The organism is Actinoplanes oblitus, assembly GCF_030252345.1.
Taxonomy (GTDB): Bacteria; Actinomycetota; Actinomycetes; order Mycobacteriales; family Micromonosporaceae; genus Actinoplanes; species Actinoplanes oblitus.
In genome coordinates this window covers 3,887,291-3,913,325 of the sequence record NZ_CP126980.1, presented here as the reverse complement: position 1 = coordinate 3,913,325, position 26,035 = coordinate 3,887,291, and the positions used below count along the sequence as shown (strand labels likewise).

The 26,035-nt window shown below is 73.1% G+C and carries 22 protein-coding genes; 4 read left to right on the top strand and 18 right to left on the bottom strand.

Annotated elements, in window-relative coordinates:
- The 11 genes from Actob_RS17560 to Actob_RS17510 form a co-directional block, all read right to left on the bottom strand.
- The gene (locus Actob_RS17560; protein ID WP_284921286.1) at window positions 1-1,086 is read right to left on the bottom strand and encodes an acyl-CoA dehydrogenase family protein; all 1,086 of its coding nucleotides are present in this window, start codon (window positions 1,084-1,086) and stop codon (window positions 1-3) included.
- Window positions 1,073-2,251 carry an acyl-CoA dehydrogenase family protein gene (locus Actob_RS17555; protein WP_284921285.1) on the bottom strand — a complete coding sequence of 393 codons (1,179 nt, stop codon included), beginning with the start codon at window positions 2,249-2,251 and terminating at the stop codon, window positions 1,073-1,075. Before Actob_RS17555 ends, Actob_RS17560 begins: the two co-directional genes overlap by 14 nt.
- Window positions 2,248-2,490 carry an acyl carrier protein gene (locus tag Actob_RS17550; protein ID WP_284921284.1) on the bottom strand — a complete coding sequence of 81 codons (243 nt, stop codon included), beginning with the start codon at window positions 2,488-2,490 and terminating at the stop codon, window positions 2,248-2,250. The genes Actob_RS17555 and Actob_RS17550 overlap by 4 nt, the downstream gene beginning before the upstream one ends.
- Window positions 2,487-3,761 carry an alanine racemase gene (locus Actob_RS17545; RefSeq protein ID WP_284921283.1) on the bottom strand — a complete coding sequence of 425 codons (1,275 nt, stop codon included), beginning with the start codon at window positions 3,759-3,761 and terminating at the stop codon, window positions 2,487-2,489. Before Actob_RS17545 ends, Actob_RS17550 begins: the two co-directional genes overlap by 4 nt.
- Window positions 3,754-5,229, bottom strand: a complete 1,476-nt coding sequence (locus Actob_RS17540) for a class I adenylate-forming enzyme family protein (RefSeq protein WP_284921282.1) — start codon at window positions 5,227-5,229, stop codon at window positions 3,754-3,756. Before Actob_RS17540 ends, Actob_RS17545 begins: the two co-directional genes overlap by 8 nt.
- Window positions 5,226-6,338 (bottom strand): hypothetical protein, encoded by a 1,113-nt coding sequence (locus Actob_RS17535; protein ID WP_284921281.1) that lies wholly within the window; start codon window positions 6,336-6,338, stop codon window positions 5,226-5,228. The genes Actob_RS17540 and Actob_RS17535 overlap by 4 nt, the downstream gene beginning before the upstream one ends.
- Window positions 6,335-6,607, bottom strand: coding sequence for an acyl carrier protein (locus tag Actob_RS17530; RefSeq protein ID WP_284921280.1), 273 nt, complete (start codon window positions 6,605-6,607; stop codon window positions 6,335-6,337). The genes Actob_RS17535 and Actob_RS17530 overlap by 4 nt, the downstream gene beginning before the upstream one ends.
- Before the next feature lie 4 nt (window positions 6,608-6,611).
- Entirely contained in the window at window positions 6,612-7,910 is a 1,299-nt protein-coding gene (locus tag Actob_RS17525; protein WP_284921279.1) for a glutamate-5-semialdehyde dehydrogenase, read from the bottom strand.
- The gene (locus tag Actob_RS17520) at window positions 7,907-9,082 is read right to left on the bottom strand and encodes an MFS transporter (protein WP_284921278.1); all 1,176 of its coding nucleotides are present in this window, start codon (window positions 9,080-9,082) and stop codon (window positions 7,907-7,909) included. The genes Actob_RS17525 and Actob_RS17520 overlap by 4 nt, the downstream gene beginning before the upstream one ends.
- Window positions 9,079-10,356: an ATP-grasp domain-containing protein gene (locus tag Actob_RS17515; protein WP_284921277.1), complete on the bottom strand. Its 1,278-nt coding sequence runs from the start codon at window positions 10,354-10,356 to the stop codon at window positions 9,079-9,081. The genes Actob_RS17520 and Actob_RS17515 overlap by 4 nt, the downstream gene beginning before the upstream one ends.
- Before the next feature lie 70 nt (window positions 10,357-10,426).
- Window positions 10,427-11,158 (bottom strand): HalD/BesD family halogenase, encoded by a 732-nt coding sequence (locus Actob_RS17510; protein ID WP_284921276.1) that lies wholly within the window; start codon window positions 11,156-11,158, stop codon window positions 10,427-10,429.
- A gap of 799 nt (window positions 11,159-11,957) precedes the next feature.
- Between Actob_RS17510 and Actob_RS17505 the strand changes: the two genes are divergently transcribed.
- Together Actob_RS17505 and Actob_RS17500 are read left to right on the top strand one after the other, a co-directional pair.
- A complete protein-coding gene (locus Actob_RS17505) occupies window positions 11,958-12,731 on the top strand; it encodes a helix-turn-helix domain-containing protein (protein WP_284921275.1) in 774 nt (257 codons plus the stop codon).
- On the top strand, window positions 12,728-13,354 hold the full coding sequence (locus Actob_RS17500) for a LysE family transporter (protein WP_284921274.1): 627 nt from the start codon (window positions 12,728-12,730) through the stop codon (window positions 13,352-13,354). The genes Actob_RS17505 and Actob_RS17500 overlap by 4 nt, the downstream gene beginning before the upstream one ends.
- Before the next feature lie 100 nt (window positions 13,355-13,454).
- Here the strand turns inward: Actob_RS17500 and Actob_RS17495 are convergent, their stop codons facing one another.
- The 7 genes from Actob_RS17495 to Actob_RS17465 form a co-directional block, all read right to left on the bottom strand.
- Window positions 13,455-14,159, bottom strand: a complete 705-nt coding sequence (locus tag Actob_RS17495) for an aspartyl/asparaginyl beta-hydroxylase domain-containing protein (protein ID WP_284921273.1) — start codon at window positions 14,157-14,159, stop codon at window positions 13,455-13,457.
- On the bottom strand, window positions 14,156-15,439 hold the full coding sequence (locus Actob_RS17490) for an ATP-grasp domain-containing protein (protein ID WP_284921272.1): 1,284 nt from the start codon (window positions 15,437-15,439) through the stop codon (window positions 14,156-14,158). Before Actob_RS17490 ends, Actob_RS17495 begins: the two co-directional genes overlap by 4 nt.
- The gene (locus Actob_RS17485; RefSeq protein ID WP_284921271.1) at window positions 15,436-16,689 is read right to left on the bottom strand and encodes an ATP-grasp domain-containing protein; all 1,254 of its coding nucleotides are present in this window, start codon (window positions 16,687-16,689) and stop codon (window positions 15,436-15,438) included. The genes Actob_RS17490 and Actob_RS17485 overlap by 4 nt, the downstream gene beginning before the upstream one ends.
- Window positions 16,690-16,717: 28 nt before the next feature.
- Window positions 16,718-17,491: an SDR family NAD(P)-dependent oxidoreductase gene (locus tag Actob_RS17480; RefSeq protein WP_284921270.1), complete on the bottom strand. Its 774-nt coding sequence runs from the start codon at window positions 17,489-17,491 to the stop codon at window positions 16,718-16,720.
- Window positions 17,492-17,534: 43 nt separating this feature from the next.
- Window positions 17,535-18,281, bottom strand: a complete 747-nt coding sequence (locus Actob_RS17475; protein WP_284921269.1) for an SDR family oxidoreductase — start codon at window positions 18,279-18,281, stop codon at window positions 17,535-17,537.
- Window positions 18,274-22,479, bottom strand: coding sequence for an amino acid adenylation domain-containing protein (locus tag Actob_RS17470; protein ID WP_284921268.1), 4,206 nt, complete (start codon window positions 22,477-22,479; stop codon window positions 18,274-18,276). Before Actob_RS17470 ends, Actob_RS17475 begins: the two co-directional genes overlap by 8 nt.
- A gap of 77 nt (window positions 22,480-22,556) precedes the next feature.
- Window positions 22,557-23,366 carry a 2OG-Fe(II)-dependent halogenase WelO5 family protein gene (locus tag Actob_RS17465; RefSeq protein ID WP_284921267.1) on the bottom strand — a complete coding sequence of 270 codons (810 nt, stop codon included), beginning with the start codon at window positions 23,364-23,366 and terminating at the stop codon, window positions 22,557-22,559.
- Window positions 23,367-23,691: 325 nt separating this feature from the next.
- Here Actob_RS17465 and Actob_RS17460 point away from each other — a divergent pair, with 325 nt between their 5' ends.
- On the top strand, window positions 23,692-24,798 hold the full coding sequence (locus Actob_RS17460) for a GNAT family N-acetyltransferase (RefSeq protein WP_284921266.1): 1,107 nt from the start codon (window positions 23,692-23,694) through the stop codon (window positions 24,796-24,798).
- Complete coding sequence (locus Actob_RS17455) at window positions 24,795-26,033, top strand: MFS transporter (RefSeq protein ID WP_284921265.1); 1,239 nt, start codon at window positions 24,795-24,797, stop codon at window positions 26,031-26,033. Before Actob_RS17460 ends, Actob_RS17455 begins: the two co-directional genes overlap by 4 nt.
- Window positions 26,034-26,035: the final 2 nt, after the last annotated feature.

Here is a 26,035-nt window from a genome sequence, read left to right as displayed (position 1 = left end):
TCACCACGCGAGCTCGCGGAGCAGGTCGTCGGCCCGGCCGGCGAGGATCTCCTGGGCGACCTCGCTGACCCCGCCGCCGATGCCGAACACCGCCGCCTCGGCGCGCAGCCGCTGCAGCCCGCCGGCGGCGAAGCCGTCCGCGCCGTGCAGCCGCGCGCAGTGCCCGAGCACGTGGTCGACGGTGCCGGCGGTGGCCGTCTTGACCAGGGCGGCGGCCGCCGGGTCCGCGCGGCCGGCGACCCGTGGGCCGGCGGTCGCGCAGAGTGCCCGCAGCTCGTGCACCCGGGCCAGGCAGTGACCGACGGTCCGGCGGACGCCCGGGTCCTGCCAGAGGACGCGGCCGCCAGCGCCGGGCCGGCGCAGGACGTGCACGGTGTCGGCCAGCACCCGCCGGCACAGGGCGACCGCCCACAGTCCGCCGGCCAGCCGTTCGGTGGCGATGTGCCGGGCGAACAGGGCCATCCCCCGGCCGCGCCCGCCGATCAGGGCGGTCGCCGGGAGCCGGACGCCGTCGAACGCCACGTCGCCGAGCCCGGCCCCGTCGAACAGGTCGGTATCGGCCGCGGTCACCGTGACCCCCGGCGCGCCGGCCGGCACCAGCACGAAGCTGAACGCGGTGAAGTGCCGTCCTGGCTCGTGCCGGGCCAGCACCAGGAACGCGTCCGCGAGCCGCGCGTTGGTGATCCACCGCTTCGATCCGGTCAGCGTCAGGTGGTCACCGTCGGTCTCGACCGTTGTCCGCAGCTCGTCCAGCTGCGAGCCGCGCCCGCTGTCGGTGGCCGCCAGCGCGAGCACCGCCCGGCCGGCCGTCGTGGCGGCCACCAGCGGATTGTCCGGGTCGGCGGCGCGCAGCAGCGGCACCGCGGCGGCGAGCTGCACGCAGACGCCGAGCGTCGCCCCGAACGGTGCCCGCTCGTCGACGGCGGCCAGCAGCCGGGCGAGCCGGTCCGGGTGCGGGCGTCCGCCGGGCTCGTACACCGGCGCGATCAGGCCGGCCGCGCCCAGGGCGGGCCACACCGGACCGCCACCGGCCAGGGCCCGGGCCACCGGTGCGGGATCCGCGAGGGTCTGCTCAGCCGGCCACATGGGTCACGCTCCGGTCGAGCAGGACGAGCCGCCCGTCGGCCAGGTCGAGCCGGTCGTTGTGGTAGTTCAACGCCGCCGAGCGCAGGTCGCGCAGCACCCGTTCGAGGTAGGTGGCGGAGTCCTTGAAGTAGCCGTGGCGCAGGCCGACCGCGTCGATCAGCTCCTCGACCGCCTGCCGGCAGGATTCCGCCGCGGTCACCTTCAGACCGTTGAGCAGCATCTGCACCGGCGCCGCGGACAGGTCGCCGCCCCGTTCCACGGTGTGCTGGGCGTGCCGTAGCAGGGCGTGGACCGCGTCGATCCGGTGCCGGGCCCGGGCCAGGCGGGTCAGCAGCAGCTCGGACCGGTGGTCGATCCGTTGCCGGCCGGCCGGGCTGCGCACCAGCGCGGCCACCCGGGACAGCGCACCGGCGGCCGCGCCCAGCCAGCAGGCCGCCCAGCCCAGGTGGGCCAGCGGCGAGAAGAGCGCCAGCGAGATCTCCCGGAATCCGTGCGGGCCACCGATCAGCTGGTGCCCGGGGACCGTTCCGGTCAGGCGCAGCGCCACGCTGTGGCTGGCCCGCATGCCCATCGGCTGCCACTGCCCCGACTCGGTGATCAGCAGTTGCGCGCGGTCGGCGTAGACCAGGCAGACCTGTCCGGGCGCCGATCCGCCCGGGCTGCCCATCGTGAGCAGGAAACCGTCGGCGTGGGCGCCGCCGGTGACGATCGGCGCGAACCGCTCGATGAGCAGGCCGTCACCGGTCTCCCGCAGCGGTGCGGCAGCGGACAGCAGGTGGCCGCCGCTGCCGGGGGCGGTGGTGACCGAGGCGAGGTAGCGCTCGCCCGCGGCGATGCGGGGCAGCAGGGTGTCGCGCAGCTCCTCGCCGCCGTACCGGGCCAGCACCGCGACCTGCTGGCAGTGCATCGCGAAGATCAGCGCCACCGAGAGGTCGGCCCGGGCCAGCGACTCCGCGCAGTCGATCAGGTCCGCCGGGCCGCCGCCCAGGCCGCCGTGAGCGACCGGCACCAGCAGGCCCAGCAGCCCGCTGGCGCGTAGCTCGGCCAGGGCCTCGACCTGGAAGACCGCCTCGTCGTCGGTGCGCCGCGCGTGCTCGAGGGCCACCGCGGCGACCCGGGCGACCCGGGCGGACAGGTCGAGCGACGGCGCCGCCACGGCCGTCACGGGCGGTCCCCGCCGGCGTGGCACACCGCCGCCCAGAGACTGCCGGCGGTGGCGAAGGTGCTCTCGGTGAGCACCTCGTCCGGCAGGCTGACCCCGAGGTCGTCCTCGATGGCGAAGAGCAGCTCGATGGACTGCATCGAGTCGAGACCCAGATCGCTGAGCGACGCCTCCGCGGTGATCTGGCCCGGCTCGGCGTACTTGAGGAACCGCGACAGCATCGCGACGAAGTCCGGACTCACAACAGCTCTCCTCGATCGATCGGGGTACGCACCAGGTCCTGCCGGGAGATGTCCCAGCCGGCCGGTGCCGGGTCGGTGGTGTCCAGGACCACCTCGGCCGGTGCCGGATGACCGAGGAAGGTCAGCAGGCTCGCGTCCAGGCCGTAGGCGCCGACATTGGGTACGGCCAGCAGGTCACCGGGCCGCAGCCGGGGCAGCTCGACGGCCCGGGCCCACACGTCCAGCGGCGTGCACAGCGGTCCGCACACGGTGGTCGGCACCGGGTCGCCGGGCGGGCTCGCCCGGTCCACCGGGATCAGGGCCGGCACCAGCGGCGGCAGCCGGCGCAACCCGGACAGCCCGCCCAGATGGTTGACGCCGGACTCCAGGACGACGTGATGGGCGCCGTGCGACCACTTCGCGTCCAGCACCCTGGTGAGCAGGGTGCCCGCGGTGCCGGTCAGGTAGCGGCCGGACTCGAAGACGATCCGCGGCCGGCCGGTACGCCAGCCGGGCGCCTCCCGGTCCAGCAGGGCGGTGAGCGGCTCGCGCAGCCCGGACAGGTCGAGGCGGTCACCCCGGCGGGCGAACGGCGCGCCGAATCCACCGCCGAGGTCGAGCACCTCCAGGCGTACGCCCTGACCGTGCAGCACCTCGCGCAGCTCGGCGGCGGTCCGCAGGCTGCGGGCGAACTGGGCGAGCAGGTCGTCCACGGTGGGCAGGTTGGTGCCCATGTAGAGGTGCAGCCCGGCCACGGTGACGTGCGGCCGGTGCCGGAACAGCTCCGGGGCGGTGGCCACCCAGCGGGCGTCAGCGCCGAACGGTCCCGGCACCCCGGTCATGGTCAGGCCGGCCCGGGAGGCGGGCACGTCGTCGTTGATCCGCAGCAGGCACCGCACCGGCGCGCCGGCCGCCGCGGCGCATCGGTCCAGCTGGTCCAGGCCGTACGGCGAGTCGACGGAGAACCACCGCACGCCGCCGTCCAGGGCGGTACGCAGATCCACGTCGCGTTTGCCGGGCCCGGCGTACAGGATGGTGGCCGGCTCCCAGCCGGCGGCCAGCGCGGCGGCGAGCTCGCCCGGTGAGCAGACCTCGGCCCGGCTGCCCGCGCGGCACAGCGCGCTCAGCAGCCGGGGATGACGGTTCGCCTTCAGCGAGTAGTACGCGTCGGTGCCCGCCGGCAGGGCCGCGCGCAGGGCCGCGAGGTTGTCCCGGACGGCGGCCAGGTCGTACACGTACGCCGGGGTCCCGGCGACGCCGGCGACCTGCCTGGCCAGGGCCGCGTCAAGCATCGCCGGCCACCAGCGCGGTGAGGGCGGCCCGGTCCACCTTGCCGTTGCGGGTGAGCGGCAGCCCGGCGACCACCGCGCACCGCTGCGGGATCTTGAAGACCTCCAGGTGCTCGCGCAGCCGGTGCAGCACCTCGGCCGGGGCCAGGGCGGTGACCGCGACCAGCACCGACCGGCGGCCGTCGCGCGGCGGCAGCACCGCGGCGGAGCTGACCAGCGGGATCAGGCGGGCGGCCGCCTCCACCTCGGTGACGCTCACCCGGTATCCGCGTTCCTTGTAGATGTCGTCGGTGCGGCCGTCGACGTAGACCCAGCCGCCGGCCGCCACCCGGCCCTGGTCGCCGGTGCGCAGCTGGACGACGCGGCCCTCCTCGACCCGGTAGCGCTCGGCGGTCAGCTCCGGCCGGCGCCAGTAGCCGGACATCACGTGCGGACCGCGGACCACCAGTTCGCCGGTGGTGCCGGCGGGCTGCCGGCGGCCCCGGCCGTCGACGGTGAACACCTCCGTCCCGGCCAGCGGGCGGCCGCACGATCCGGGCCGGTCCAGGTCGCCGTCGGGCGGCATGATGGCCACGCGTTTGCATTCGGTGAGGCCGTACATCACCTGGATCCGCAGGCCCGGCACGCACTGCCGGAGGGCGCGCAGCAGGTCGGCCGGCATCGCCGCGCCGGTCGTGGTGAGCAGTCGCAACGCCGGTGGCCGGCCACCCCGGGACACCAGCCGGACCAGTGTCTCGGCGGTCGACGGGACAGCGGGCAGCACCGTCGCGCCGGTCTCGGCCAGCCTGCCCAGCAGGCCGGGTCCGGTGGCGGCCAGCCCGGCCAGATGCACCCGGGCGCCGCTGAGAGCGCCGAGGAACAGCTGGTAGAGCCCGTAGTCGAAGGAGGCCGGGGACGGGCAGAACACCACGTCGCCACGGCGGTAGCCGAGCTCCCGCTGAATCGCCGCGACGGCGAACAGCACCTGGTCGTGGGTGCAGACCACCGCGTTGGGCAGGGCTGTGGAACCGGAGGTGTAGACCAGGCACACCGGGTCGACGGTCAGCGGCTCACCGCCCGGCGGCAGGCCGGCCGCCGGCGCCCGGCCGGGCAGTCCGCTCAGGTCGGCGGCGGCGGTACCGGCGGCGGCCGCCGTGGCCCGCACGTCCGGGTCGTCGCTGAGCACGAGCGCCGGTTCGCAGTCGTCGAGCACGTGCCGCAGCGGGGCGCCGCGGACCTGCTCGTGCAGGACCACGAAGACGACGCCGGTGCGGGCGGCGGCGTACAGCACGGCGGGCAGGACCACCGACGGCGGTGCCACGACGACCAGCCGGTCGCCGCGGCGCAGACCCGCGTCGCACAGGGCCGCCGCGATCCGCCGGCCCAGAGCGGCCAGCTCGGCGAAGGTGATCCGCTCGGTCCCGGCGGTGACGGCCACCTCGTCGGGTGCCCGCCGGGCGGCCGCGTCGTAGAGCTCGTGCAGCAGGGTCATGCGTGACCCGCCCAGGCCCGGGCCACGATGCGGCCGAGGCCGGCGAGGTCCTGCAGGTTCTCCGGCACCAGGTCGTCGGCGGACAGTTCCACGCCCACCGAGCGCTCGATCTCCTCGATGATCTCGACGATCCGCAGCGAGCCGTACGCCGCCGAGGTGTCGAATCGGGCGCCGCCGAGCACGGCCGGCACGGAGAGGCCGAGGACGGAGGCCGCGGCCTCGGCGACCGGGAGCCGCCACGGCTCACCGGCGGCCGCGCGGGTCGCGAAGACGGTCCGGTCGCGGCGCAGCAGTTCACCGAGTCGCCGCAGCGGGGCCTGCGGTGCCGGGCGGCCGCGCTGCACCATCCGCCAGGCGACGTACGTCTGCTGCGCCAGTCCCTGCCACGCGGCCAGATGATCGGGAACCGCCCGGTCCAGGCCCCGGAACGCGGCGTGCAGTCGGCGGGAGCGGGCGAGCAGCCAGGTCTGCAGGGTCAGCCGGGCGAACGCGGCGGGACGGTCCGGCGCGTCGGCGTAGGCGTCGACGAAGGCGGCCGGGTCGTCGAGGGTGACGGCCGGGCGCGGCTCGGGCAGGGCCGTCCCGGTGAAGCCGATCACCTCGGCGGTGTCGCCGAGCGCGGCGACCAGCTCCTTCTCGGTGAGGTCCCAGCTGCCCGGGACGGCCGGGCCGTACCGGGTGTCGTTGCGGTAGGCGTCCCACACCCGTACCCCGCCGTCGTGGGCGCCGGCCAGGAAGCTGTGCGGCATGTGCTCGTGTCCGGCGTAGGGCAGCCACGGCAGGTGGTACGCGTCCGCGACGACGTAGAGCGGCTCGCGGCGGCCGAGCAGTTCCGGCACCCGATCCGCCGGGCAGCCGGACCAGCGCTGGCCGGCCTGGAGTCCCAGGAGCCGGGCGGAGCGCTCCAGGTGCGCGTCCTGGACCGGCTCGACGCTCCACCAGCCACCGTCGAGGCGGGGCCGGAAGTCGAGGACGGCGCCGAGCCGCAGGTGGGTGCCCGGTCCGTGCCGCAGATCGGCGAGCAGGGCCAGGTTCACCTGGAAGCAGTCGAACAGGTCGGCGGGCAGGCCGGCGAGGACGGTGCCGAGCGCGGCACCGGGGTCGCTCATCGGGCGGCCCGCTGGACGAGATCCACGAGGTCGCGCACCGTACCGGGCGGCGGCCCGGCGAACAGGTCGTCGGGCAGGGTGACCCCGAGGTCGTCCTCGAGCCGGAGCAGCATGCCGAGCAGGCCCAGCGAGGTGACGCTGAGCAGCGGCCCGGTCAGCCGCTCGTCCTCGCCGACCTGACCGGTGCCGATCGACAGCCGGGACTCCGCGATGACGAACCTCTTGACGGCCTCCGCGACGGTGTCGCGATCGGCGGTTCCGGTGGGCACGGTGCTATTCCTTCCTCACGGCGGCGGCGGACGACCCCGCCGGGTGTACGTCACGCAGGCCCCCGCCTGCCTCGATGACCCAGCTGTGGGTCAGCAGGGCGCCGATCGTCACCGGCCCGCGCACGTGCGTGCGCCCGGAGCTGAGGGTGAGTTCGCGCCCCCAGCCCAGCGTCGGCGCGTCGTGCATCCGCAGCGATCCGTTGACGACGACCGCCGCCGAGTCGACGGCCTCGACGAACCGGCGGGCGACCGTGTCGTCGCCGGTGACCACCCCGTCGGTGTGCGCCGAGCCGTACCGATGAATGTGCTCGATCGCCTGCTCCAGCCCGTCGACCGGCTGGAAGCCGACGGTGGCGGTCAGGAACTCCCTGCCGAAGTCGGATGCGGTCAGTTCCTCGACCCGCCACCAGCCGCCGCTGCCGGAGCGCCGGCCCAGAGCCGGATCGGCGCGCACCGTGATCGGCATCCGGTTCGCGTCGGCGGTGGCCAGCACGCCGTCGAGCAGGTCCGCCGCGATCGCCCGGTCGGCCAGGACCACCTGCAGCGAGTTGCACATCGACGGGTTGGGCGCCTTGCTGTCCAGCACGATGGCGGCGGCCAGGACCGGATCGGCGCTGCCGTGCACGTACAGGTGGTTGAAGCCGCGACCGCTGGCGATCACCGGTGGCCGGGCGGTGGACCGGCAGTAGTCGATCAGCGCCCGGCTCTCCCGGGGCAGTACCGCGTCCACGGCGTCCGCCCGGGTCAGCAGGTGCCGCAGGGTGGCGCGGTCGGCCGGCTCGAGCATGGTGACCAGGCCGGCGGGCAGCCCGGCCGCGGCGAGGGCGGTGCGCGCCACCTCGCCCAGCACCCGGGCGGTGCCGGTGATCTCCGGACCGCCGTGCACCAGGACGGCGTTGCCGGCGGCGACCGGCAGCAGCGCGGCCTCGGCGGTGAGCAGCGGCCGGGCCTCGTGCACCATCAGGATGACGCCGAGCGGGCGCGGGTACCGGCGGCGGATCCCCCAGGCGCCCGCCTCGGCCGTGGTGGAGCCGAGGCCGGCCGCCTCCGCCGCCACGGCCTCGGCGCAGTCGATCACCGAGGGCAGATCGCCGGGCCGCAGCCGGATCAGGTCCAGCAGCGACGCGGCGAGACCGCGCCCGGCGGCGGCCGCGACGTCCTGGGCGTTGGCCGCCAGCACGGCCGGCCAGGCCTGTTTGATCTCGTCGGCGAACGCCAGGCAGTACCGCCGATAGCCGTCGTCACCGACCGGCGGCCCCTGTCGTACCGCGCGGCGGGACCGGTCGAGAATCTCGTCGATCATGGACGCCTTCCCCGGGAGAGAGCCGGGACCGAGCCGGCGAGGACCACCACCACCGAGGTGACGATCATGGTGAGCTGGGTGCCGAGCGCCTGCCCGGCCACCCCGACCAGGAGCGGCGGGACGACGCTGCCGGCCGACTGCACGGACCGCCAGAGCGCCATGATCGCGCCGTGCTGGTCGGGCGGCACCGACACCAGCAGGCTGGCCCGGCAGGCGGGTCCGAAGACCGCCGCACCGAGCCCCCAGCACAGCGAGCCGATCGCCGATACCACGACCGACGACGAGCCGACGTAGACGATCTCCGCGAGGCCGATGAAGACCACCGAGGCGAGCAGGATCCGGTACGAGGTCAGGGCGTCCGGGAACCGGAGCAGCACCAGGTTGGTCACCAGCAGCCCGGTCCCGAAGATCATCTGGAGCACGGTGAACGTCTCCACCGGCGAGTCCAGCACGTCACGGACGTAGAGGATCTCCAGCACGCTGTAGCAGCCGTAGGAGAGCCAGACCAGCAGCGAGATGACCAGGATCGCCCGGGTCCGCGGTGACCGCGGCAGCCACCAGGTCCCGGCCGCCCCGGCGGGACCGTCGTCGCCGGCCGGCCGGGTCCGCGCCGGCAGCGGGCCGACGATCAGCAGCGACAGCACGTGCAGGCTCGCGTTCACCAGGAACATCGCCGTCATCCCGCCGGCGCTGAGCGTGCCGGCCGCGACCACCGGTCCGAGCACGACGGGCACGTTCGTCGCGAAGCCCAGCCACAGGCTGGCGACCCGCTCGTCCGGCTGCCGGGCCAGCCAGGTCGGCATGGCGTCGATCGCCGGCTGCATGAACGCCCGGCCCACCCCGGCGAGCAGGACCAGCGCCAGGAGCAGCTCCCAGCCGGGGGCCAGGGCCAGGCACAGCGAGATCGCGATGCTGAACGCCCCGGACACCAGCGCCACCGGCTTGGGGCCGCGGCCGTCGATGAGCCGGCCGGCGAGCGGACCCAGGAAGACGGCCGGCAGTCCCCAGGCGAGCCCCAGCAGCCCGGCCTGCAACGGTTCGGCCCGCAGCTGGTAGGTGGCGTAACCGAGGATCCCGATCAGCAGCGACCAGGACGCCGTGCCGGTGAACAGCTGGCTGATCGCCAGCGGCGCCAGGTAGGTGTTCCCGGGGCGCTGCGCGACCTGCGTCACCGGAGGTCGTCGCCGCTGCCGTGGTACGAGCTGTCGGCGTAGAGCCCGCTCCTCTCGAGTTCGCGGATCCGCGCGTAGTCGCGGGTCAGCTCCGCCACCTCGTCGGCGATCAGGTACAGCGACGCCGGCGAGGTGAACAGGTCGACGGTCCGCTTCACCGGGGTGCCGGCCGCGATGCTGCCGAGGATGGCGTGCGTGGAGGGCAGGTTCGCCAGTTCGGCGGCGGCGCCGGCGGCCAGGTGCCCGTCGTGCGGCGCGATCAGCGAGACCACCCGGACGTGCCGGTGCAGCGGATACGCCGTGCCGGCCCGGGCGCGCAGCCGGTCCGGGTCGGTGTAGCAGTCGACGGTCAGGGTCACGTGGTTCTGCCCGGTGGCGGCGCGGACGCTGTCCGGCAGGATGGTGCCCTGCATCCGGGAGGCGGTCTCGATGAGCACCGGCCCGCGGTCGGTGAGCATGATCTCCGAGTGGGCCGGGCCCCACGCGATGCCGAGCGCGTCGAGGACCCGGAAGACGTACGCGGTCAGCACCCGCTGCACCTCGCCGACCGGCTCCATCAGCTCCTCGAGGTCGTAGGCGAGACTGGCTCCGGGCACCGGGCGCCGGACGTCCTTCCAGATCTCGGCGACGTAGTGGTGGCCGTCGACGCTCACCGTGTTGACGAAGAACTGCTGCCCGCGCAGCAGTTCCTGGGCGAGCACGACGTCGTTGTGCCCGCCGAGCTGATGCGGACGGTCGTGCAGGCGCGCGAAGGCGGCACGGGCCTCGGCCGGGGTGTCGCAGAAGGTGACCCCGTCGGAGCCCGCGCTGTCGACCGGCTTGACGACGATCGGCCACAGGTCCCGGTCGGTGGCCCAGCGCACCACCTCGTCGGCGTCGGTGGTGACGATGCTCTCCGGTGCCGGGACCCCGTTGCGCCGCAGTGCCTCCACCATCGCGAACTTGTCCCGGCGGCTGCGGCTCAGGGCGGTGCCGTTCCCGGCCAGCCCGGCGCGGTCGGCGAGTTCGTCGGCCAGGGAGACGCCGATCTCGGTACCCGGGATGATGGCGTCCGGACGGTGCGGGGCGAGCGCGGCGAGCACCTGGTCGACGCTTTCGAAGGTGATGATCTCCCGATACCGGTCCGCGTGTTTCAGCGGGCCGTAGACACTCGGGGCGGCCGGCGAACTCAGGACCGCGACGCTGGACCAGCCGCGCGCCGCGAATTCGGCCTCCAAATATGATCCGGTCGAATACGGGTCGACGATGACTACCGTCCCGTTGCTTTTCTGCACTGCCGGCGCTCCTGTCTCAATGCACGGATAACGGCCCGCGTCCCGCCGAACGGGACGCGGGCACCGGTTTTCAGACCGCGAAGAGGTCTTCCATGGTTTCGTGGGAGATCTCTTTCTGGAAGTCGCGCTCGGCCGCATAAGCCATGTTGATGATGGTGCGCTTCGCGCCCGGCTCCAGCGGGTGGACCCGGTGCAGAGTGGTATCCGTGCGGAGCAGGTAGATATCGCCCGGCCGCAATTCGTAGGAATTGATCGGGTTGTTCACCAGCTGTTTGAAGACCTGGGGATTGCTCTTGTCCCAGGAGGTGTTGGGCACCGTCTGGACGAATCCGCCGCCGGCCACCTCGGGGCAGTCGACGACCAGGATCACGCCGAAGCTGTAATCGTCCCAGTGCCAGCCGTGGGTGTCGCCGCTGCGCTCCAGGTGGGTGATGACGTAGTGCTCGGGCTCGTACGGGCACTCCAGCACCGCCTCGCCGGCCACGCTGCCGAGGGCGCCGCGGAAGGCCTCCGACTCGTACAGCCCGACCGTGACGCCACCGTGCGCCCGGATGTCCGCGGCGGTCACGTTACGCATGTACCGCGGGCTGTTGCTGGTCTCCGCCAGGTGCAGGTCACGACGGATGCTGCGCTCGTCGAGCAGGTCGCGGACCTCGGCGGCGATCTGCTGTTTTATCTCGTCCGGCAGCAGGTAGGAAACGAGGGCGAAGCCGCTCTCGTAGAAGCTCTTGCGGGACAGCCAGAGCTGCTCCTGATCGACGTTCTGTCGCAGGTGCTCGACGACGGCCGACTCCAGTGACACGAGTGATTCCCTCCGTATCGGGATCAGGACAGACGGCAGGCCACCCTCCGGGGAAAGAGGTAATGGCCTGCGTTAGAACGTCACGTGAATGGCCGCGGGCAACGCCGCCCAGGCAGGACCTCACGTATGAGAATGCCGAGGGGGTCCGCTGTGGCAGGCACAATTTCTCCTCCGGCGACCCGAATCCTGCGGGCTCTCGGCGGATTCCGTCAACCCCGCTCCCCGGCCGCCGGTGCGTTCCGCCGGTCGGCACGCCCGGAATGGGGCCGCAGCCAGCGGGAACGCGCCGAACCATTCACGTTCGGGAGTGTCCAACAGGTGGAATCTTGGGATTTCCTGTGGATAACAGTCCCCACTCGGTGACGCATGTCACTAGATCTATGCGAGCGCCTCACGCCCGCGGAAACCCATTCTGAGCTGGGCTTCAACGGACGCCCACAGCGTGGAGCGACCGGCCTTGCCGACGAAGTGATCATCCGATTACGCTTCCGGCCGTAGCGATCGACCGTGCCCGAAACTCCGGTCCCGCTGCCATTCAAGAGCCCTTATGTGAATCCGGGGGATGCGTTTACCCGCGTGTTCGGCGACGCCGTCTCCGGATTCCCCGGCCCGCTCCGGGCGTGAGCACGCCGCGAATGACCCGGCACCGGCGCCGGGCGCAGCGTCGCCGGTCCCCCGATTGCGGAGAACAGAGATCCCCATGCCCGAACACCCCGTCCTCCCGCTCAACCGGTCCGCGGTGGGCTTCGCGTGCTGACCATCGAGGTGACCGTCCCGCCGCTGATCTACAGTGGGGCCGGTGCGGATAGCGGTGGTGACGCCCGAGCCGGGCGGGTTCCCCCGGCACAGCCACGAGGAATTCGTGATCAGCGCCAACCTCCACGGCTGGGAGAGGGTCAAGCTCGACCGCGACTCGTTCGAGGTCGGCGTCGACGAGGTCACCGTCTACAACCCCGGTCAGGTGCAGTCCTGCACGGTGGAGACCAGCGGCGACCGCCCCTGGGCGTGCGTGAGCATCTACGTCCCGGTCCCGGACATGCTGGCGCTGACCGGTGGCAGCCCGGTCGAGTTCAGCCGGCCGCTGCTGGACCTGCCTGAGTTGCGGCGCCGGATCCTCACCGTCGATCTCGACGCGCCGACCGGCCTGGACGCCATCGTCACCGACGTGCTCGGGCACGGCGCCGAGGCACCCCGCCCGGCCGGGCCGCCGCCCGGCGACGCCCGGATCACCCAGGTGATCGACCGGCTGCGCGACGACCTGTCCACGGCGATCTGCCTGAGCGAGGTGGCCGCCACCGTCGGGCTCAGCCGGGAGCAGCTGATCAGGTCGTTCAGCCGCGCGGTCGGCTGCTCGCCCTACGCCTGGCATCTGCAGGCCCGGATCGCGCGCGGCCAGCGGTTGCTGCGCGAGGGCATGCCGATCGCGGAGGCGGCCGCGGCCGTCGGCTTCGCCGACCAGGCGCACTTCCACAAGCATTTCCAGGCGGCGTACGGCATGACGCCCGGGCAGTTCCGCCGCGCGTCAACATCTGACAAGACCCGTACGGCGGGAACCGGCACGCTGGGCGGATGACGCAGATCCTGCTGGCCGCACTCGGGATCGGCCTGGTGTTCAACCTCGTCCCCGGGCCGGTCTTCGCCGAGTCGCTGCGCCGTGGCGTCCGCGGCGGCTTCCGCCCCGCCCTCGCCGTCCAGATCGGTTCCCTGGTCGGCGACGCGGTCTGGGCGATTCTGGGCCTCAGCGGGGTGGCCGCGTTGTTCCTGCTGCCCGCGGTCCGGACACCGTTGACCGTGGTGGGCTGCCTGATCCTGGCCTGGCTCGGCGCGGCCGGCATCCGCAACGCGCTGGCCGTCCCGGACACCCGGCCGGCCGGGCCGGGGAACGCCGGGCGGTCGTCCGCCATGCTGACCGGCGCCGGCATGTCGCTGGGCAACCCGTGGAACATCGTCTACTGGGCCGGTTCGGCCGGCGCCGTCGCCGGCACCCTGGGTCAGGAGCCGGAGCTGCGGCAGCTCGCCGCGTTCCTGGGCGGCTTCATGGGTGCCTCGCTGCTGTGGTGCCTGGTCTGTGCCGGCCTCATCGCGGGATTGCGACGGGCCCTTCGCCCGGCCGCGGTCCGCGGCATCGAGGCGGTCACCGGCGTGGCGCTGCTCGCCTTCGCCGTCCTGCTGCTGATCCGGCTGGTGCAGAGCTGACCGTCGCGGCGGCGCCCGGCCGGGCTCGCCGGGCCGGGCACGGCGCCTCGCCCGTGGGCGGGGCACCGTGCTCCACGCGTACCGGAAACCGGTTGTGATCTCAGACGGTGTGCATGACGTCGTAGCGGGAGGCCTCGACGAACTGCGGGGCCCACTTGCGCTTGCGGCGCAGCATGAAGCGGTTGAGCAGGCCGGCGAACGGGCCGAGCGGGCGGTGGAAGTCGATGATGACGATGACCCGGGCCTGGCCGCTCTCGTTGATCACCTCGTGCTCGTGGTTGACGTCGAGCACCACACCCTCCCCCTCCTTCCACTGGTAGTACTCGTCCTCGAGGCGGATGCGCGGCGGCTTGTCGGTCGGCACCCGGATGGCGAGGTGGTAACGCAGCACGCCGGCGTAGGGATCACGGTGCGGCGGCAGCGGCACGCCGGGTTCCAGGATCGAGATGAAGGCGTTGACCACCGTCGGGGTGGACTCGGCGAACTCCAGCAGCGTGGGGCATTCGGCGCGGGCCAGTTCGTTGGGCTGACCGAACATCAGCGCGTAGAACAGCTTCCAGTCCTCCGACACCTGCGCGGCCCGGACCGGGTCGAAGGCGCCGTACCGGGGGATCTCGCGGCGGGCGAGCAGGCTCTCCACCTCGGCCTGCAGGGCGGGGAACTTCTCCTCCAGGGCCCGGACCTCGGGGAAGTACTGCTGCGGGGCCATGATGCGCGGCCGCTTCGCTCCCCCGGCGGCGCGCAGGAAGATCCAGTTCGTGGCGGCCCGGATCCTCGGGTGGTTGACGCTGACCGAACCCTTCATCGCTGTCCCTTCTCAGGTGTGCGGTACAGGCCGTCGCGGCCGGCCCGCCAATCGGTGACCGTGCCGCCGGGACGCTCCCAGGTGAACCGCAGGTGGCTCAGGCAGCGGTCGATGAGCGCGAGCATCGCCTGGTGGTCGGCGGCCTCGCCGCGCAGCAGGTCGACGAAGAACGTCATCACGCCGGGGGGCCGCTCGGTGCCCGGACCGAACCGGACCGTGTATCCGGCGACGCCGCTCTCCCGGCGGACCAGATCGGCGCCGGTGATCTCGCGCAGCACGCCGCCGGAAACCGGCGGCTGGTTGGAGTACTGGAAGTGGACGCCGCCGGTGACCCGCGGGGTCTCGGCCGTGACCGGCCGGCCGCAGGCCGCCGCCAGGCCGAGGGCCAGCAGGTCCTGGCCGGTGGCCCGCTGGTACAGGTCACCGAGGAAACCACCGATGCGCCCGTTGACCTCGATGACGCGCGGACCGTCCGGGGTCAGCTTGATCTCGGTGTGGGTCAGGCCGCTCCGCACGCCGAGCGCCCGGACCGCGGCGGAGGCCAGGTCGGCGGCCGCCGCGACCTCCTTCTCCCCGAGGTTCGCCGGGACGAACTGGCCCTGTTCCCGGAACGGCGGGAGCAGCGGGAACTTGCCGGTCACCCCCATCGTGACCGGCTCGCCGCCGGACACCAGGGACTCCACCGAGACGTAGTCACCGAACTCGGTGCCGCCGCGGCCGGGCAGGAACTCCTCGATCACGAACGGGCTGTCCGGGCTGGGCCGCACACCGGGCGGCAGCTCACCCGTCTCGACCAGAAAGGTGTCCCGGCTGCTCTGGCTGCGCCGCGGCTTCACCACGACCGGGCCCGGCCGGGCGGCCAGCACGCGCCGCGCCTGGTCGCTGTCGGTCACCACGGCGGACCACACCGCGTCCACGCCGCGCTCGGCCAGCCGGCGCCGCTGCGCCCACTTGTCGGTGAGGACGGTGACCGTCTCCCGGTCGTGATAGGGCAGGCCGAGCCGTTCGGCCAGCTCGGCGGTGGCCGGGATGGCCGCCTCGCTGAAGGTCAGGATGGTCTCCGGGCGATGTTCCCGCAGCCGGGGCACCACCTCGCCGGGATCGGCCGGGTCGTACTCCAGCACCGGTCCGAAGGCCAGGTACTCGTCGCGCTCGGCCGGGTCCATGAGCCCGGCGGAGGTGAGGAAGACCGGCTCGCACCGGCAGGTGTCGCAGGCCCGGGCCAGGTCGGCGGGGCGGATGGCCGAGGTGGCCACGACGGTGATGGCGACCACGCTCATCGGGCGCCCACCTCCTCCCGCAGCCGGTACACCCGGTCCTTGAGCTGCTCGATCCGGCGGTAGTCGCGGTCGATGACAGCCATCTCGGCGGCGCTCATGAAGATCCGCATGGTGCTGGAGTAGAGGTCGACAGTGGGCCGGATCCGGCTGCCCGGCCCGAGCTTGAGGTCGAACCGGTGGACGCTCTCCAGCGCGGCGATCTCCGCGGCCACCGCCTCGTCGACCTCCGCCACGACACCGTCGAGCGTGGTCGAGGTGGTGCAGCAGATCGCCTCGGCGCGCTTGTCGTAGTGCCGGCCGGCGTAGCGGTCGAGGAAGTCCCGCGGCCGCACCACCTCGAGGGCCGCCAGGGTGGCCTGGTTGCCGCCGGCACAGTGGTCGTGGAAACCGGGATGCATGTTCCCGGCGAGCCGGCAGCCGACCTCGACCAGTGCCGGGCCGTCCGGGGTGAGGATGACCTCGGCGTGGGTCGGGCCGAACCGGATGCCGAGGGCGTCCAGCGCCCGGTCCACGTAGGCCATCAGCTCCGCGGCCGGCGCCTCGTCCGGGGCGAGCAGGCGTTCCCGGTCGTAGATGTTGCGGCCCGAGGGCAGCAGTCGTTTCCGGTACTCCCACACGCCGCAGACGTAGCGGTGCCCGTCGTGCGAGACCATGTCGACGACGTACTCGGTGCCCCGCAGATACGACTGGACCAGGGCCTGCGGATTGGCCTCGCCGTAGATGGTCGCGGAGCCGAGCACCGCCGCCGCGGCGGCGCGCACCTGGTCCGCGGTGTCGCAGATGAACACGCTGTCGCCGGCCGCCGACCGCCGCGGCTTGACCACCACGGGGTAGCCGCCGGGTGGCCGCCAGGCGGCCAGTTCGGCCGGGTCACCGCTGGTGAACTGGTCGGCGCAGTGCAGCCCGGCGGACCGCACCGCGTCGATCATCAGGTACTTGTCGCGCCGAGCCTCGGACCGGTCCGGATCGTTCATCGGCAGGCCCAGCTCCCGGGCGAGCGCGTCGGCCAGCAGCACGCCGGGTTCCTGGCCGGCGAGCACCCGGACCGGGGCGTACGGCCGCAGCGACGCGGCCGTACCGGCCAGGTCCCGGTGGACGATCCGGGCCGCGTAGCCACTCAGGTCCGGTGCCGGCATCGAGGCCATGAACTCGGCGGTGCTCTGCACGTGCACCACGCCGGCACCCAGCGCGGTGAACTCGGGCAGCAGGTACTTGCCCGAGGTGTAGGCGTCGACCAGGACGACGAACAACGGACCTCCAGTGGGGATGTCGGGTGGATCAGGTCGCGGAGAAGCCGCCGTCGACGAAGATGGTCTGCCCGGTCAGGTACGCCGACGCGTCGCCGGCCAGGAAGATCGCGACGCCGGTGAAGTCGGCCATCGTGCCGTTGCGGCCGATCATCGTGCGCCGGGCCATCGCCTCGGCGCGGGCCGGGTCCTGGAAGACCGGCTCGGTCAGCGGGGTGTGCACGAAACCCGGCGCGATCGCGTTGGCGCAGACGCCGCGCGGCGACCACGCCTCGGCCTGCGACCGGGTGAGCGCGGCGACGGCGGCCTTGGAGACGCCGTACGCCCCGCTGTTGCCGAAGGCGCGGATCGACTGCTGGGAGGCGAGGTTGATGATGCGGCCCCAGCCGGCCTCGGCCATCGCCGGGCCGAACCGCTGGCCCAGCAGGAACGAGGCGTCCAGGTTGACCCGCATGGTGCGGTCCCAGTCCTGCTCGGACAGCTCACCCAGCGGTGGCCGCAGGTTGATGCCGGCCGAGTTGACCAGGATGTCCGGGAAGCCGTGCCGCGCCACGATCTCGTCGGCGACGCGGTGCACGCCGGCCCGGTCACCGAGGTCGCCGGCGATCCAGCCGGCCGCACCGCCGATGGCCCGCAGCTCCTCGGTCACCTCGCGCAACTGCTCCTCGCGGCGGGCGACGATCACCACGTCGGCGCCGACCCGGCACAGCGCGTCCGCGATGGATCGGCCGATCCCGGAGCTGCCCCCGGTGACCACGGCACGGCGGCCTTTCAGCGAGAACAGGTTCTCGACTACGGCGTCCATCAGAAGTTCCTCCTCGACGGTGACTACGGGGATCGCCCCGTAGTCATACACGTTGCCGGGTCGGGCGCAGGCGGATGTCGTCGAGGTGGACGTGGGCGGGTCGGTCGACGACGAAGCCGACCGTCTCGGCGACGTCGTCCGGGGTGAGCAGCGGGCCGTTGTCCTCGGTGACCTTGTCGAACCAGGCCATGTCGTAGCCGGCCGTCTCCTGGAAACCGGAGCGGACGAAGCCGGGCTCGATCAGGGTGACCCGGATGTTGTGCGCGCACACTTCCTGGCGCAGCGCCTCCACCAGCGAGTGCACCGCGAACTTGGTCGAGCCGTAGACCGGGTTCGCGGCGGAGACCTGGCGCCCGGCGGTGGAGCCGATGACCACGATGTCGCGCACCCGGCGGCCGTTGTCGCGCTCGGCCTGGCCGGTGAAGTACTCGCCGCCGACCCGCAGCTGGCGCAGTACCGCCAGATAGTTGACCTCGACCAGGTCGCGCCAGCCGTCCGGGTCGGAGCCGAGCACCGTGCCGGGCAGCCCGTGGCCCGCCGACACCACCAGGATGCTGGCCGGCTCCCACTTCTCGGCGGCGGCCAGCAGCCGCTCCGGGTGACCCGGGTCGGTCACGTCGCCGCACACCGGGCGTACCAGCTCCGGCAGCTCGCCGGCGAGCTTGGCCAGCTCGTCGGCGTTGCGCCCGGCCGCCACCACCCGGATGCCCTGCCGGGCGAAGCGTACGGCGATCGCCCGCCCGATACCCGACGATGCTCCGGTGACGACCGCCACCCGCTGCTCAGTCACGTCCCACTCCCGCCTGCCGTACCACCGGAATCTCACCTTCGTCGATCAGTCCTGCCATGTATCCGGTCAGCCACTCGCGGGTCGGCGCGGGAAACGTCACGCCCAGCCGGGACAGGGTGCGCAGTGTCCGGTGGTGCTCGTACCGGACGTTGCGCTCCGGGCGACCGGCCCAGAAGTAGGCCAGGGCGGCCTGCTCGTCGCCGTCGGCGACGTGGCGGCGGAACAGCGCCGCGAAGCTCGGCGCCGGGTCCTCCGCCAGCACGCACCCGGCCGACCGGAGCGCGTCGAACAGCTCCCGGTAGGTGACCGTGTGCTGACTCTCCACGTGGAACGTGCCGCCCTCGATCGCCGCGCTGCGGGACAGCGCCAGGATGCCCTCGGCGACCACGTCCACCGGGCTGAGCGTGAGGGCCTCCCCGTCGAGCGCCGGCACCCGGCCGAGGTGGGCACAGCCGCGCAGCAACTGCACCAGGCGGCTCGATCCGGCGTTGCGCTGGAACCGGCCGGTCCGGGAGTGCCCGCTGACGTTGCCGGAGCGGTAGATGAAGCCGGCGCCGCCAGCCGCGGCGAACTCGTGGACGACGCGTTCGGCTTCGAACTTGCTGCGCTCGTACTCGTTGAGGAACCGCTGGCCCACGTCCAGGCTGTCCTCGGAGAAGACCACCGGCGGGCCGTCCGGCCCGGTCCCGCAGACCGCGAGGGTGGAGACGTGGTGCAGGTGCTTGGGGCGGCCGGTGGCGGCGAGTCCGGCCAGGGCACGGACCACCGACGTGTTCTGCCGGGCGAACGACTCGCGGTCGCCGTAGAGCCGGGTGTCGGCGGCCAGGTGGTAGATCGCCTCCGCCTCCCCGGCGAGCGTCCGGTACGCCCGCTGGGACAGGCCCAGGTCCGGACCGGCCAGGTCGGTGGTGTGCACGACGAGCCGGTCCGCGTACCGGTCCAGGTTCTCCCCCGGCAGATACCACGCGTACGTCTGGCGCAGCCGGTCCGCCGCCGAGCCACCGGCGTGCGCGCGGACCAGGCAGTGCACCCGCGCGCGGGTCCGGGTCAGCAGCAGGTGCAGCAGGTGCACGCCGATGAAGCCGGTGGCCCCGGTCAGCACGACGGAGGCGTACTCCCGGGTGGTGGGCTCGGCCACCGGCGTCAGGTCCCGCAGCTCCGGTGGCACCTGCAGCAGCAGCCCGGTGCTGGACCCGTGCTCGGTCACCAGCTGCGCCCGCCCGGCCGGCAGCCCGGCCAGGCTCAGCAGGTGCGCCCGGGTGGCCCGGCAGAGCGCGCGCATCTGCTCGGGGTCGTGCCGTCCGGCGGTGAACGACAGGTCGGCGATCAGCTGCCCGTCGTGCAGGCGCCCGGTCAGTTTGAGCGGGTAGACCCGATCGTTCTCCGGACCGCGCACCGGGCCCACCGAGTACGCCGAGACCTCCGCCCGCAACCCACCGGTCCGGGGCAGGGCGAACGCGCCGAGGTAGTTGTAGCAGATCTCCGCCCGGCGGGGCTGCTCGTGCAGGCCGTAGGCGACACCGAGATGGGGTACGTCGTCCAGCGCCGCCGAGGTGGCCGCCACGGTCGCCGCGACGTCCGCGGCGACCGGCAGCCGCACCGGATAGGTGGAGGTGAACCAGCCCACCACCCGGGACACGTCGACCGACTCGTCGAAGGTCGCCCGGCCGTGACTCTCCACGTCGGCCACCAGCTCCCGGTCACCGAGCGCCTGGGCGAACGCGCCGAGCAGCACCGCGTTCGGCACGGCACCGGTCGCCCGGGTCAGCGCCCGGGTCTCCTCCCGGGACAGCCCGAACCACACCGCCTGGGCGTGCTTCTCCGGGTTGTCCCCGCCCGCCACGGCGGGTGACGACGGGAACCGGGGCAGGTCGTCGCGCAGCGCGCCGGCGTGGTGGCGCAGCCGGGCCGCCCACGCGCCGAACTCGGTGGGCCGGTACGGCCGGCCCGGTTGCCGGCCGTCCCGGCGCTCGTCGTAGCAGCGGCTGAGGTCGTTGACCACGATCCGCCAGGAGACCGCGTCGACGGCGAGGTGGTGGGCGGCGAGCAGCAGGTGCGCCTCGTCGGTGCCCCGGAACAGGTGGGCCGCGAACAGGCGCCCGCCGGTGACGCTGAAGCCGGCCTGCCGGTCGGCCGCCACCTGGCGGATGTGCTGGGCGGCGGCCCGCTCACCCGGGGGCAGCGCCGAGGTGGTGAGCAGGTCCCGGGCGGCGGTGACGTGCCGGCGGATCCCGGCGCCGCCCGGTTGCGGGACGAACGCCGTACGCAACATCGGGTGCATGTCGGCGACGTCGTGCAGCGCGGCCTCGAGCTCCGCCTCGCGTACGCCGGCGTCCACCCGCAGCAGCAGTGCCTGGTTCCAGTGGTCGGGCTGCTGGAAGTCCTGCCGGAAGAACCAGGACTGCGCCGGGGAGAGGGCAAGGCCGTCGTCGGCCGGCCCGTCCGGGTCGCCGCGACCGTCGTCGGCGCCGCCGTCGCGCAGCACCGCCGCCAGACCGGTCACGGTCGGCGCGGCCAGGAACGCCGCCGTGCTGACCGGATAGCCCTGGACCTGGAGTTGCGCGATCACCGCGATGGCGTCGATCGAGGTGCCACCGGCGGCGGCGAAGTCGTCGTCCGGGCCGAACGCCTCGTGCCCGAGCGCGCCGCGCCAGGCGGCGGTGACGTCGGCCAGGATCGGATCGGAGGTGGCCGGTCCCGAGGTGACCGGCGCGGTGAGCCGTTCCTCGAGGAGGTCCCGCAGCGCGCGGTGATCGGTCTTGCCGTTGCCGGTACGCGGGAAGGCACCGAAGGCCTCGATCCGATCCGGTACCAGGTAGTGCGGCAGGTTCTCCCGCAGCTGTTCCCGGAGCCCGGCGGCGTCCTCCGCGACCACCGCGGCGACCAGGGCCGGGCGCTGTCCCTTCCGGTGCACCGCGACCGCGGCGGAAACCGTGGGCAGGCGGCGCAACGCGGCCTCGACATGCCCGAGTTCCACCCGGTATCCCCGGATCTTGACCTGCCGGTCGTCGCGGCCCAGGAACTCCAGCACGCCCTCGGCGTCGGCGCGGACCCGGTCACCGGTCCGGTAGGCGCGGCCGTACGTCCCGAGCGCGGCGGGGAACGCGGCGGCGGTGGCCGCGTCCTCGTCGCGGTAGCCGAGGGCGACGGCCGGGCCGGCCACATACAGCTCGCCGGTGGCGTCCCGCTCGTGCAGCTCGCCGCCGGCGTCGCGGACGACCAGCCGGGTGGCGCCGAGCGGGGTGCCGATCGGCACCGAGCCCAGGTGGGCGACGGCGTCCACCTCGGCCGGGTCGTCGAGCAGGTGGACCGCGACCCCGACGGTCGCCTCGGTCGGGCCGTAGTGGTTGACCAGCGTGCGGGTGATCCCCGAGGTGAGCACCCGGCGGGCGAGCGAGAGGCCGAGCGGCTCGCCGCCGAGGATCAGGAATCGCAGCAGCGGCTCGGCCGGCGCGTCCGGCCCGATCGCCCGGAACACCGCGTCCCAGTGCGACGGTGTCGTCTTGAGCACGTCGATCCGCTCGCGGCGCAGGTAGTCGTGCAGCCCGCGCGGGTCGCGGCGGTCCTCGTCGCCGACCAGGTGCAGCGTGCCGCCGGTCCACAGCGCCAGGAAGAGGCAGGTGTTGCCGAGGTCGGCGGCGAGCGTGGTGACGTGGGCGTACCGCAGCGGTTCGCCGATGCCGAGCCGGTCGCGCAACGCCTCGGTGTAGTGCCGGATGTTGTCGTGGGACACCATCACGCCCTTGGGCACCCCGGTCGAGCCGGAGGTGTAGAGCAGGTACGCGACGTCGTCGCCGGCGATCTCGGCCGGCGGTGCCGGCGGCCCGGCGGCGTCCGGGCCCAGGGTGCGCAGGCCGTGCCGGGTCAGAACCGGCTCGTGATCCGGGCCGGCGATGACGAGGTCGGGGTGGGCCCGGGCCAGCCGGCCCGCGCCCTCCGCCGGAGGGTCGGTGGGTTCGACGATCGTGTACGTGGCGCCGCAGCCGAGCACGGCCAGCATGGCCACTACCGTCGCCGCGGTCCGATCGAGATGGATACCGACGAGATGGCCGGGACCGATGCCGTCGCCGGACAGGCGCGAGCGCAGCTGGGACACGAGACGGTCCAGCTCGCCGTAGGACATGCGCTGTGCGCCAGCGACGACGGCGATGCGATCCGGATGGGACTGTGCGTGCGCACGAACCAGCGCGGGGAGCATGTGCCGTAATCCTTTGGGGAGGGTCGAGATCGGCCGGAGCCGGCCGGCGGCCGTCACCGGCCGCCGGTCGGTGGAGATCAGCTCCAGTAGACGAGCGGCTCGTCCCGTCCCTTGGACGCGATGAAGGCGGCCGCGCCGACCCGGTAGTCGCTACCCGGAGTGACGGCGTGCAGCATCCGGGGGCTGAAGATGATCAGGTCGCCGGCCGCCGGGTGGATCACGTGAACCGGCGGTTCCACGGTCGCCGGGTCGAGACCCTCCACGTCCAGGATGACCTCCTTCTCCGCGGCGGTCGGCTCGCGCAGCCACAGCTGCAGGTTGCCGCCCTCCTCGGGGACCCGCAGGTAGATGTTGGCGACGAGCTGGTTGAGCACGCCCTCGATCTCCGGGGCGTCGGTCTCCTGGTCGATCGCGTCGTTGTGCGGGTAGAACTCCGAGGTGGTCGGCTGGAAGACGCGGAATGCGCCGACGAAACAGGCACGCTTGCGCAGGCGCAGCAGGTTGGCCCCGGCCGGCCACAATTCCTGCAGCTCAAGCCGGACGCGGTCGACCGGCGACAGATACGGGTGGAACATATTCCGGACGTCAGCGATGGCGGGAAGGGCCGCGTCATGGTATTTCTTGCTCAGTTCCGGGTCCCATTTGGTGTCGATGTGCGGCATGTAAACGCGACCGACACTGCTGGTGTGCTGCTTGTGATAATTGCCGAGCGCGGGATGGTTGATTGCTTTCTCGGCAACCTTCTCGGCGACGTCGACCGGGTAGTAGCCGCGCACGTGGATCGCGCCGATCTCACGTTCGGCCAGCTGAATGAGGGTCTCGGTGGTCAGTTCCGAGGCGATGACGTCGGTGGCGGTACGGACCACCGGCAGAGCGGCAGCAGTCATGACGGATCCATTCTTGAAAGAAAACGGAAACCGGCTGCGACGGTGCAGCCAGAAAATCGGTGACCGATTAACTCAGTGGCCCCCCCGTGGGCCGACTTCTGGCACGACCCACTCAGGGCGTGACTGCTCAACGAGATCGAACGTATCCAGAAGCATGTTTGCGCGTCAACACTTTCCCGCCGTTTTCGGGCCAACTCATAAGTTACTGACGAGTAGAAGCCAATTGACCTGCGGCATTAGCATTTGGCTACCTCCCGGGCACCTTCCCGTTCACCGGAATGTCTAGGATCGGTGGTCGACGGCATCTCACGGGGAGGTTGGGCCGGTGCTGACAACAACGGCGGGGACGACGCCGGCGGACGTGCGTGCGACGAGCCGGGCCGCCGACCTGCCCCGCGCGGGCTGGGACGCGCTGGCCGGGCCGTCGGACATCTTCCTCACCTGCCGATGGCTGGACGTGGTGGAGGCCACGGCCGGGGTCCCGATGACCTATCTGTGGACGGAGCGTGACGGCCGTCCGGTGGCCGGGCTGGCCACCGCGCTGGCCGGCGACACGGTTCCGTGGGCCCTGGGACGACCCGACGTGGTGCTGCGCAACAGCGTCACGGCCGGCCTTCCCGGCGCGGCCGAGCTGCTGGCCGGCCTGGGCGACGACCCGACCGGGCGCCTGATGCCCACCCTGCTGGCCGGTGGCCGGCAGGTCGGCGGCACCCGGCTCCTGACCGGGCCGGAGGCCACCGCCGCCGACGTCACGTCGCTGGTCGCCGCCGCGGAGGCGCTCGCCCGCGACAGCGGTGCCGCCACCGTCTGCTTCCTCTATCTGGACGAGCGGGAGGAGTCGCTGGTCCGGCTGCTGGCCGAGCGCGGCTACCGCGCGTTCACCTCCGGGCACTACAGCTCGCTGCGGGTGCCACCGGACGGCTATCCCGGCTACCTCGCCGCGCTGCCCCGCAAGCGGCGGGTGTCGATCGGGGCGGAACGCCGGCGCATCGTCCAGGCCGGCGTGACGGTGGCCGCGGAGTCGCTCGACGCGGCCGACCTGGACCGGTTCGCCGAGCTCGAATCGCAGCTGCTGGCCAAGTACGAGATCGATCTCCGCCCCGGCCAGCTGCTGCCACTGCTGCACCAGGTGCGCGACTGCTTCGGCGACGACGCCTTCGCGATGGTGGCCCGCGCCGAGGGCGAGGTGCGCGGCTTCGCGCTGATCCTGCGCCACGGCGACAGCTGGTACGCCCGGCAGACCGGCTACGACTACGCCTACCAGCAGCGCAGTGGCGCCCCGCTCTACTTCGAACTGCTCTACTACCGGCTCATCGAGGAGGCCGCCATGTCCGGTGTCCGGACCGTCCACTACGGGCTGGGCAGCGTGGACACCAAGCGGTCCCGCGGCTGCACCGCCACCGAGCAGCGCGGCCACCTGCTGTTCCTATGAGCAGCCGATCGGTGCGCAGCGCCCCGCCCGCCCGGGTGCTGCCCCGCGGTCCCGGCGTGGTGCTGTTCGGGACGGCGGGTTTCGTCAACGCCCTCGGGATGGGCTTCTTCTATCCCTTCAGCCTGCTCTTCTACACCTCGCTGTCCGGGGTGCCGTTGCGCGCCGTCGGGGCCGTGCTGACCGTCACGGCCCTGGCCGTCCTGCCGGCGCTGCACCTGGTGGGCCGGCTGGTCGACAGGGTCGGGCCGCAGCCGGTGCTCGCCGCCGCCGGGGTGGTACGGGCGCTGTGCTTCCTCGGGTTCGTGGCGATCCCGGGCCTGGTGCCGCTGGCCGTCTTCAGCTTCCTGCTGGCGCTGGCCACCCGGGCGGACAACGCCGCGGCACCACTGCTGGCGTACCGGCTGGCCCCGGAGGAGCAGACCAGCCAGTGGCTGGCCCTGTCCCGGGTGGTCTTCAACGCGGGCATCGGGCTGGGCGCCCTGATCGCCAGCGTCTTCATCGTCGACACCGCACAGGGCTTCGCCGTCCTCGGGTTGATCTACGCGAGCGCGCTGGCGCTCACCGCCGCCCTCTACTTCGCGACCCGGCGGGTACCCGCCCGCGACCGGGCCCCGGCCGGACCGGCCCGCAGCCGCCCGGCCGGACCGTGGCGGCACCGGGCGTTCATGCGGGTGGCGCTCGCCAACGCGCTGCTGCTGACCGCGGCGCTGGCCGTGGAGACCGGCATGCCGGTGTTCGTCCTCGACACGCTCGCCCTGCCGGCGTGGACGGTCGGTGTGCTGTTCGCCACGAACACCGCGCTGCTCGCCGTGCTGCAGCTGCCGCTCAGCCGGGTGCTCGACCGGTTGCGTCCGGCGGTGGTACTGGCCCTGGGCGGGCTGGCCTACGCCGGGCTCTACGCCGCGCTGCTCGCGGCCGGCGGCACGCCACCGGGTCTGCGGGTGGTGGTGCTGGTCGCCGGCGTGGCCGCGTACACCCTGGGTGAGCTCGCCGTCTCCCAGGCCGCGCTGGTCATGCTCACCGGTCTGCCGCCGGACCGGGAGAAGGGCGCGTACCTGGCGTTCAACCAGCTCTTCGTCGGTGGCGCCACCGCCCTGTCGCCGCTGCTGGTGACCTCCCTGCTCAGCCGCGCCCCGGCGATGCTGTGGTGGGCGCTGACCGCGCTGAGCGTGCTCACCGCCCTGCTGATGCTGCCGGCGCTTCGTCCCGACCGGCGCCCGGCCGGTCCGGAGTGAGG

What these genes read in the sequence shown, in the direction of transcription:
- Actob_RS17560 (WP_284921286.1), bottom strand. Translation starts at nt 1,086, where the DNA reads ATGTGGCCGGCTGAGCAGACCCTCGCGGATCCCGCACCGGTGGCCCGG.
- Actob_RS17545 (WP_284921283.1), bottom strand. Translation starts at nt 3,761, where the DNA reads ATGCTTGACGCGGCCCTGGCCAGGCAGGTCGCCGGCGTCGCCGGGACC.
- Actob_RS17540 (WP_284921282.1), bottom strand. Translation starts at nt 5,229, where the DNA reads ATGACCCTGCTGCACGAGCTCTACGACGCGGCCGCCCGGCGGGCACCC.
- Actob_RS17535 (WP_284921281.1), bottom strand. Translation starts at nt 6,338, where the DNA reads ATGAGCGACCCCGGTGCCGCGCTCGGCACCGTCCTCGCCGGCCTGCCC.
- Actob_RS17525 (WP_284921279.1), bottom strand. Translation starts at nt 7,910, where the DNA reads ATGATCGACGAGATTCTCGACCGGTCCCGCCGCGCGGTACGACAGGGG.
- Actob_RS17500 (WP_284921274.1), top strand. Translation starts at nt 12,728, where the DNA reads ATGACGCAGATCCTGCTGGCCGCACTCGGGATCGGCCTGGTGTTCAAC.
- Actob_RS17495 (WP_284921273.1), bottom strand. Translation starts at nt 14,159, where the DNA reads ATGAAGGGTTCGGTCAGCGTCAACCACCCGAGGATCCGGGCCGCCACG.
- Actob_RS17490 (WP_284921272.1), bottom strand. Translation starts at nt 15,439, where the DNA reads ATGAGCGTGGTCGCCATCACCGTCGTGGCCACCTCGGCCATCCGCCCC.
- Actob_RS17480 (WP_284921270.1), bottom strand. Translation starts at nt 17,491, where the DNA reads ATGGACGCCGTAGTCGAGAACCTGTTCTCGCTGAAAGGCCGCCGTGCC.
- Actob_RS17470 (WP_284921268.1), bottom strand. Translation starts at nt 22,479, where the DNA reads ATGCTCCCCGCGCTGGTTCGTGCGCACGCACAGTCCCATCCGGATCGC.
- Actob_RS17465 (WP_284921267.1), bottom strand. Translation starts at nt 23,366, where the DNA reads ATGACTGCTGCCGCTCTGCCGGTGGTCCGTACCGCCACCGACGTCATC.
- Actob_RS17455 (WP_284921265.1), top strand. Translation starts at nt 24,795, where the DNA reads ATGAGCAGCCGATCGGTGCGCAGCGCCCCGCCCGCCCGGGTGCTGCCC.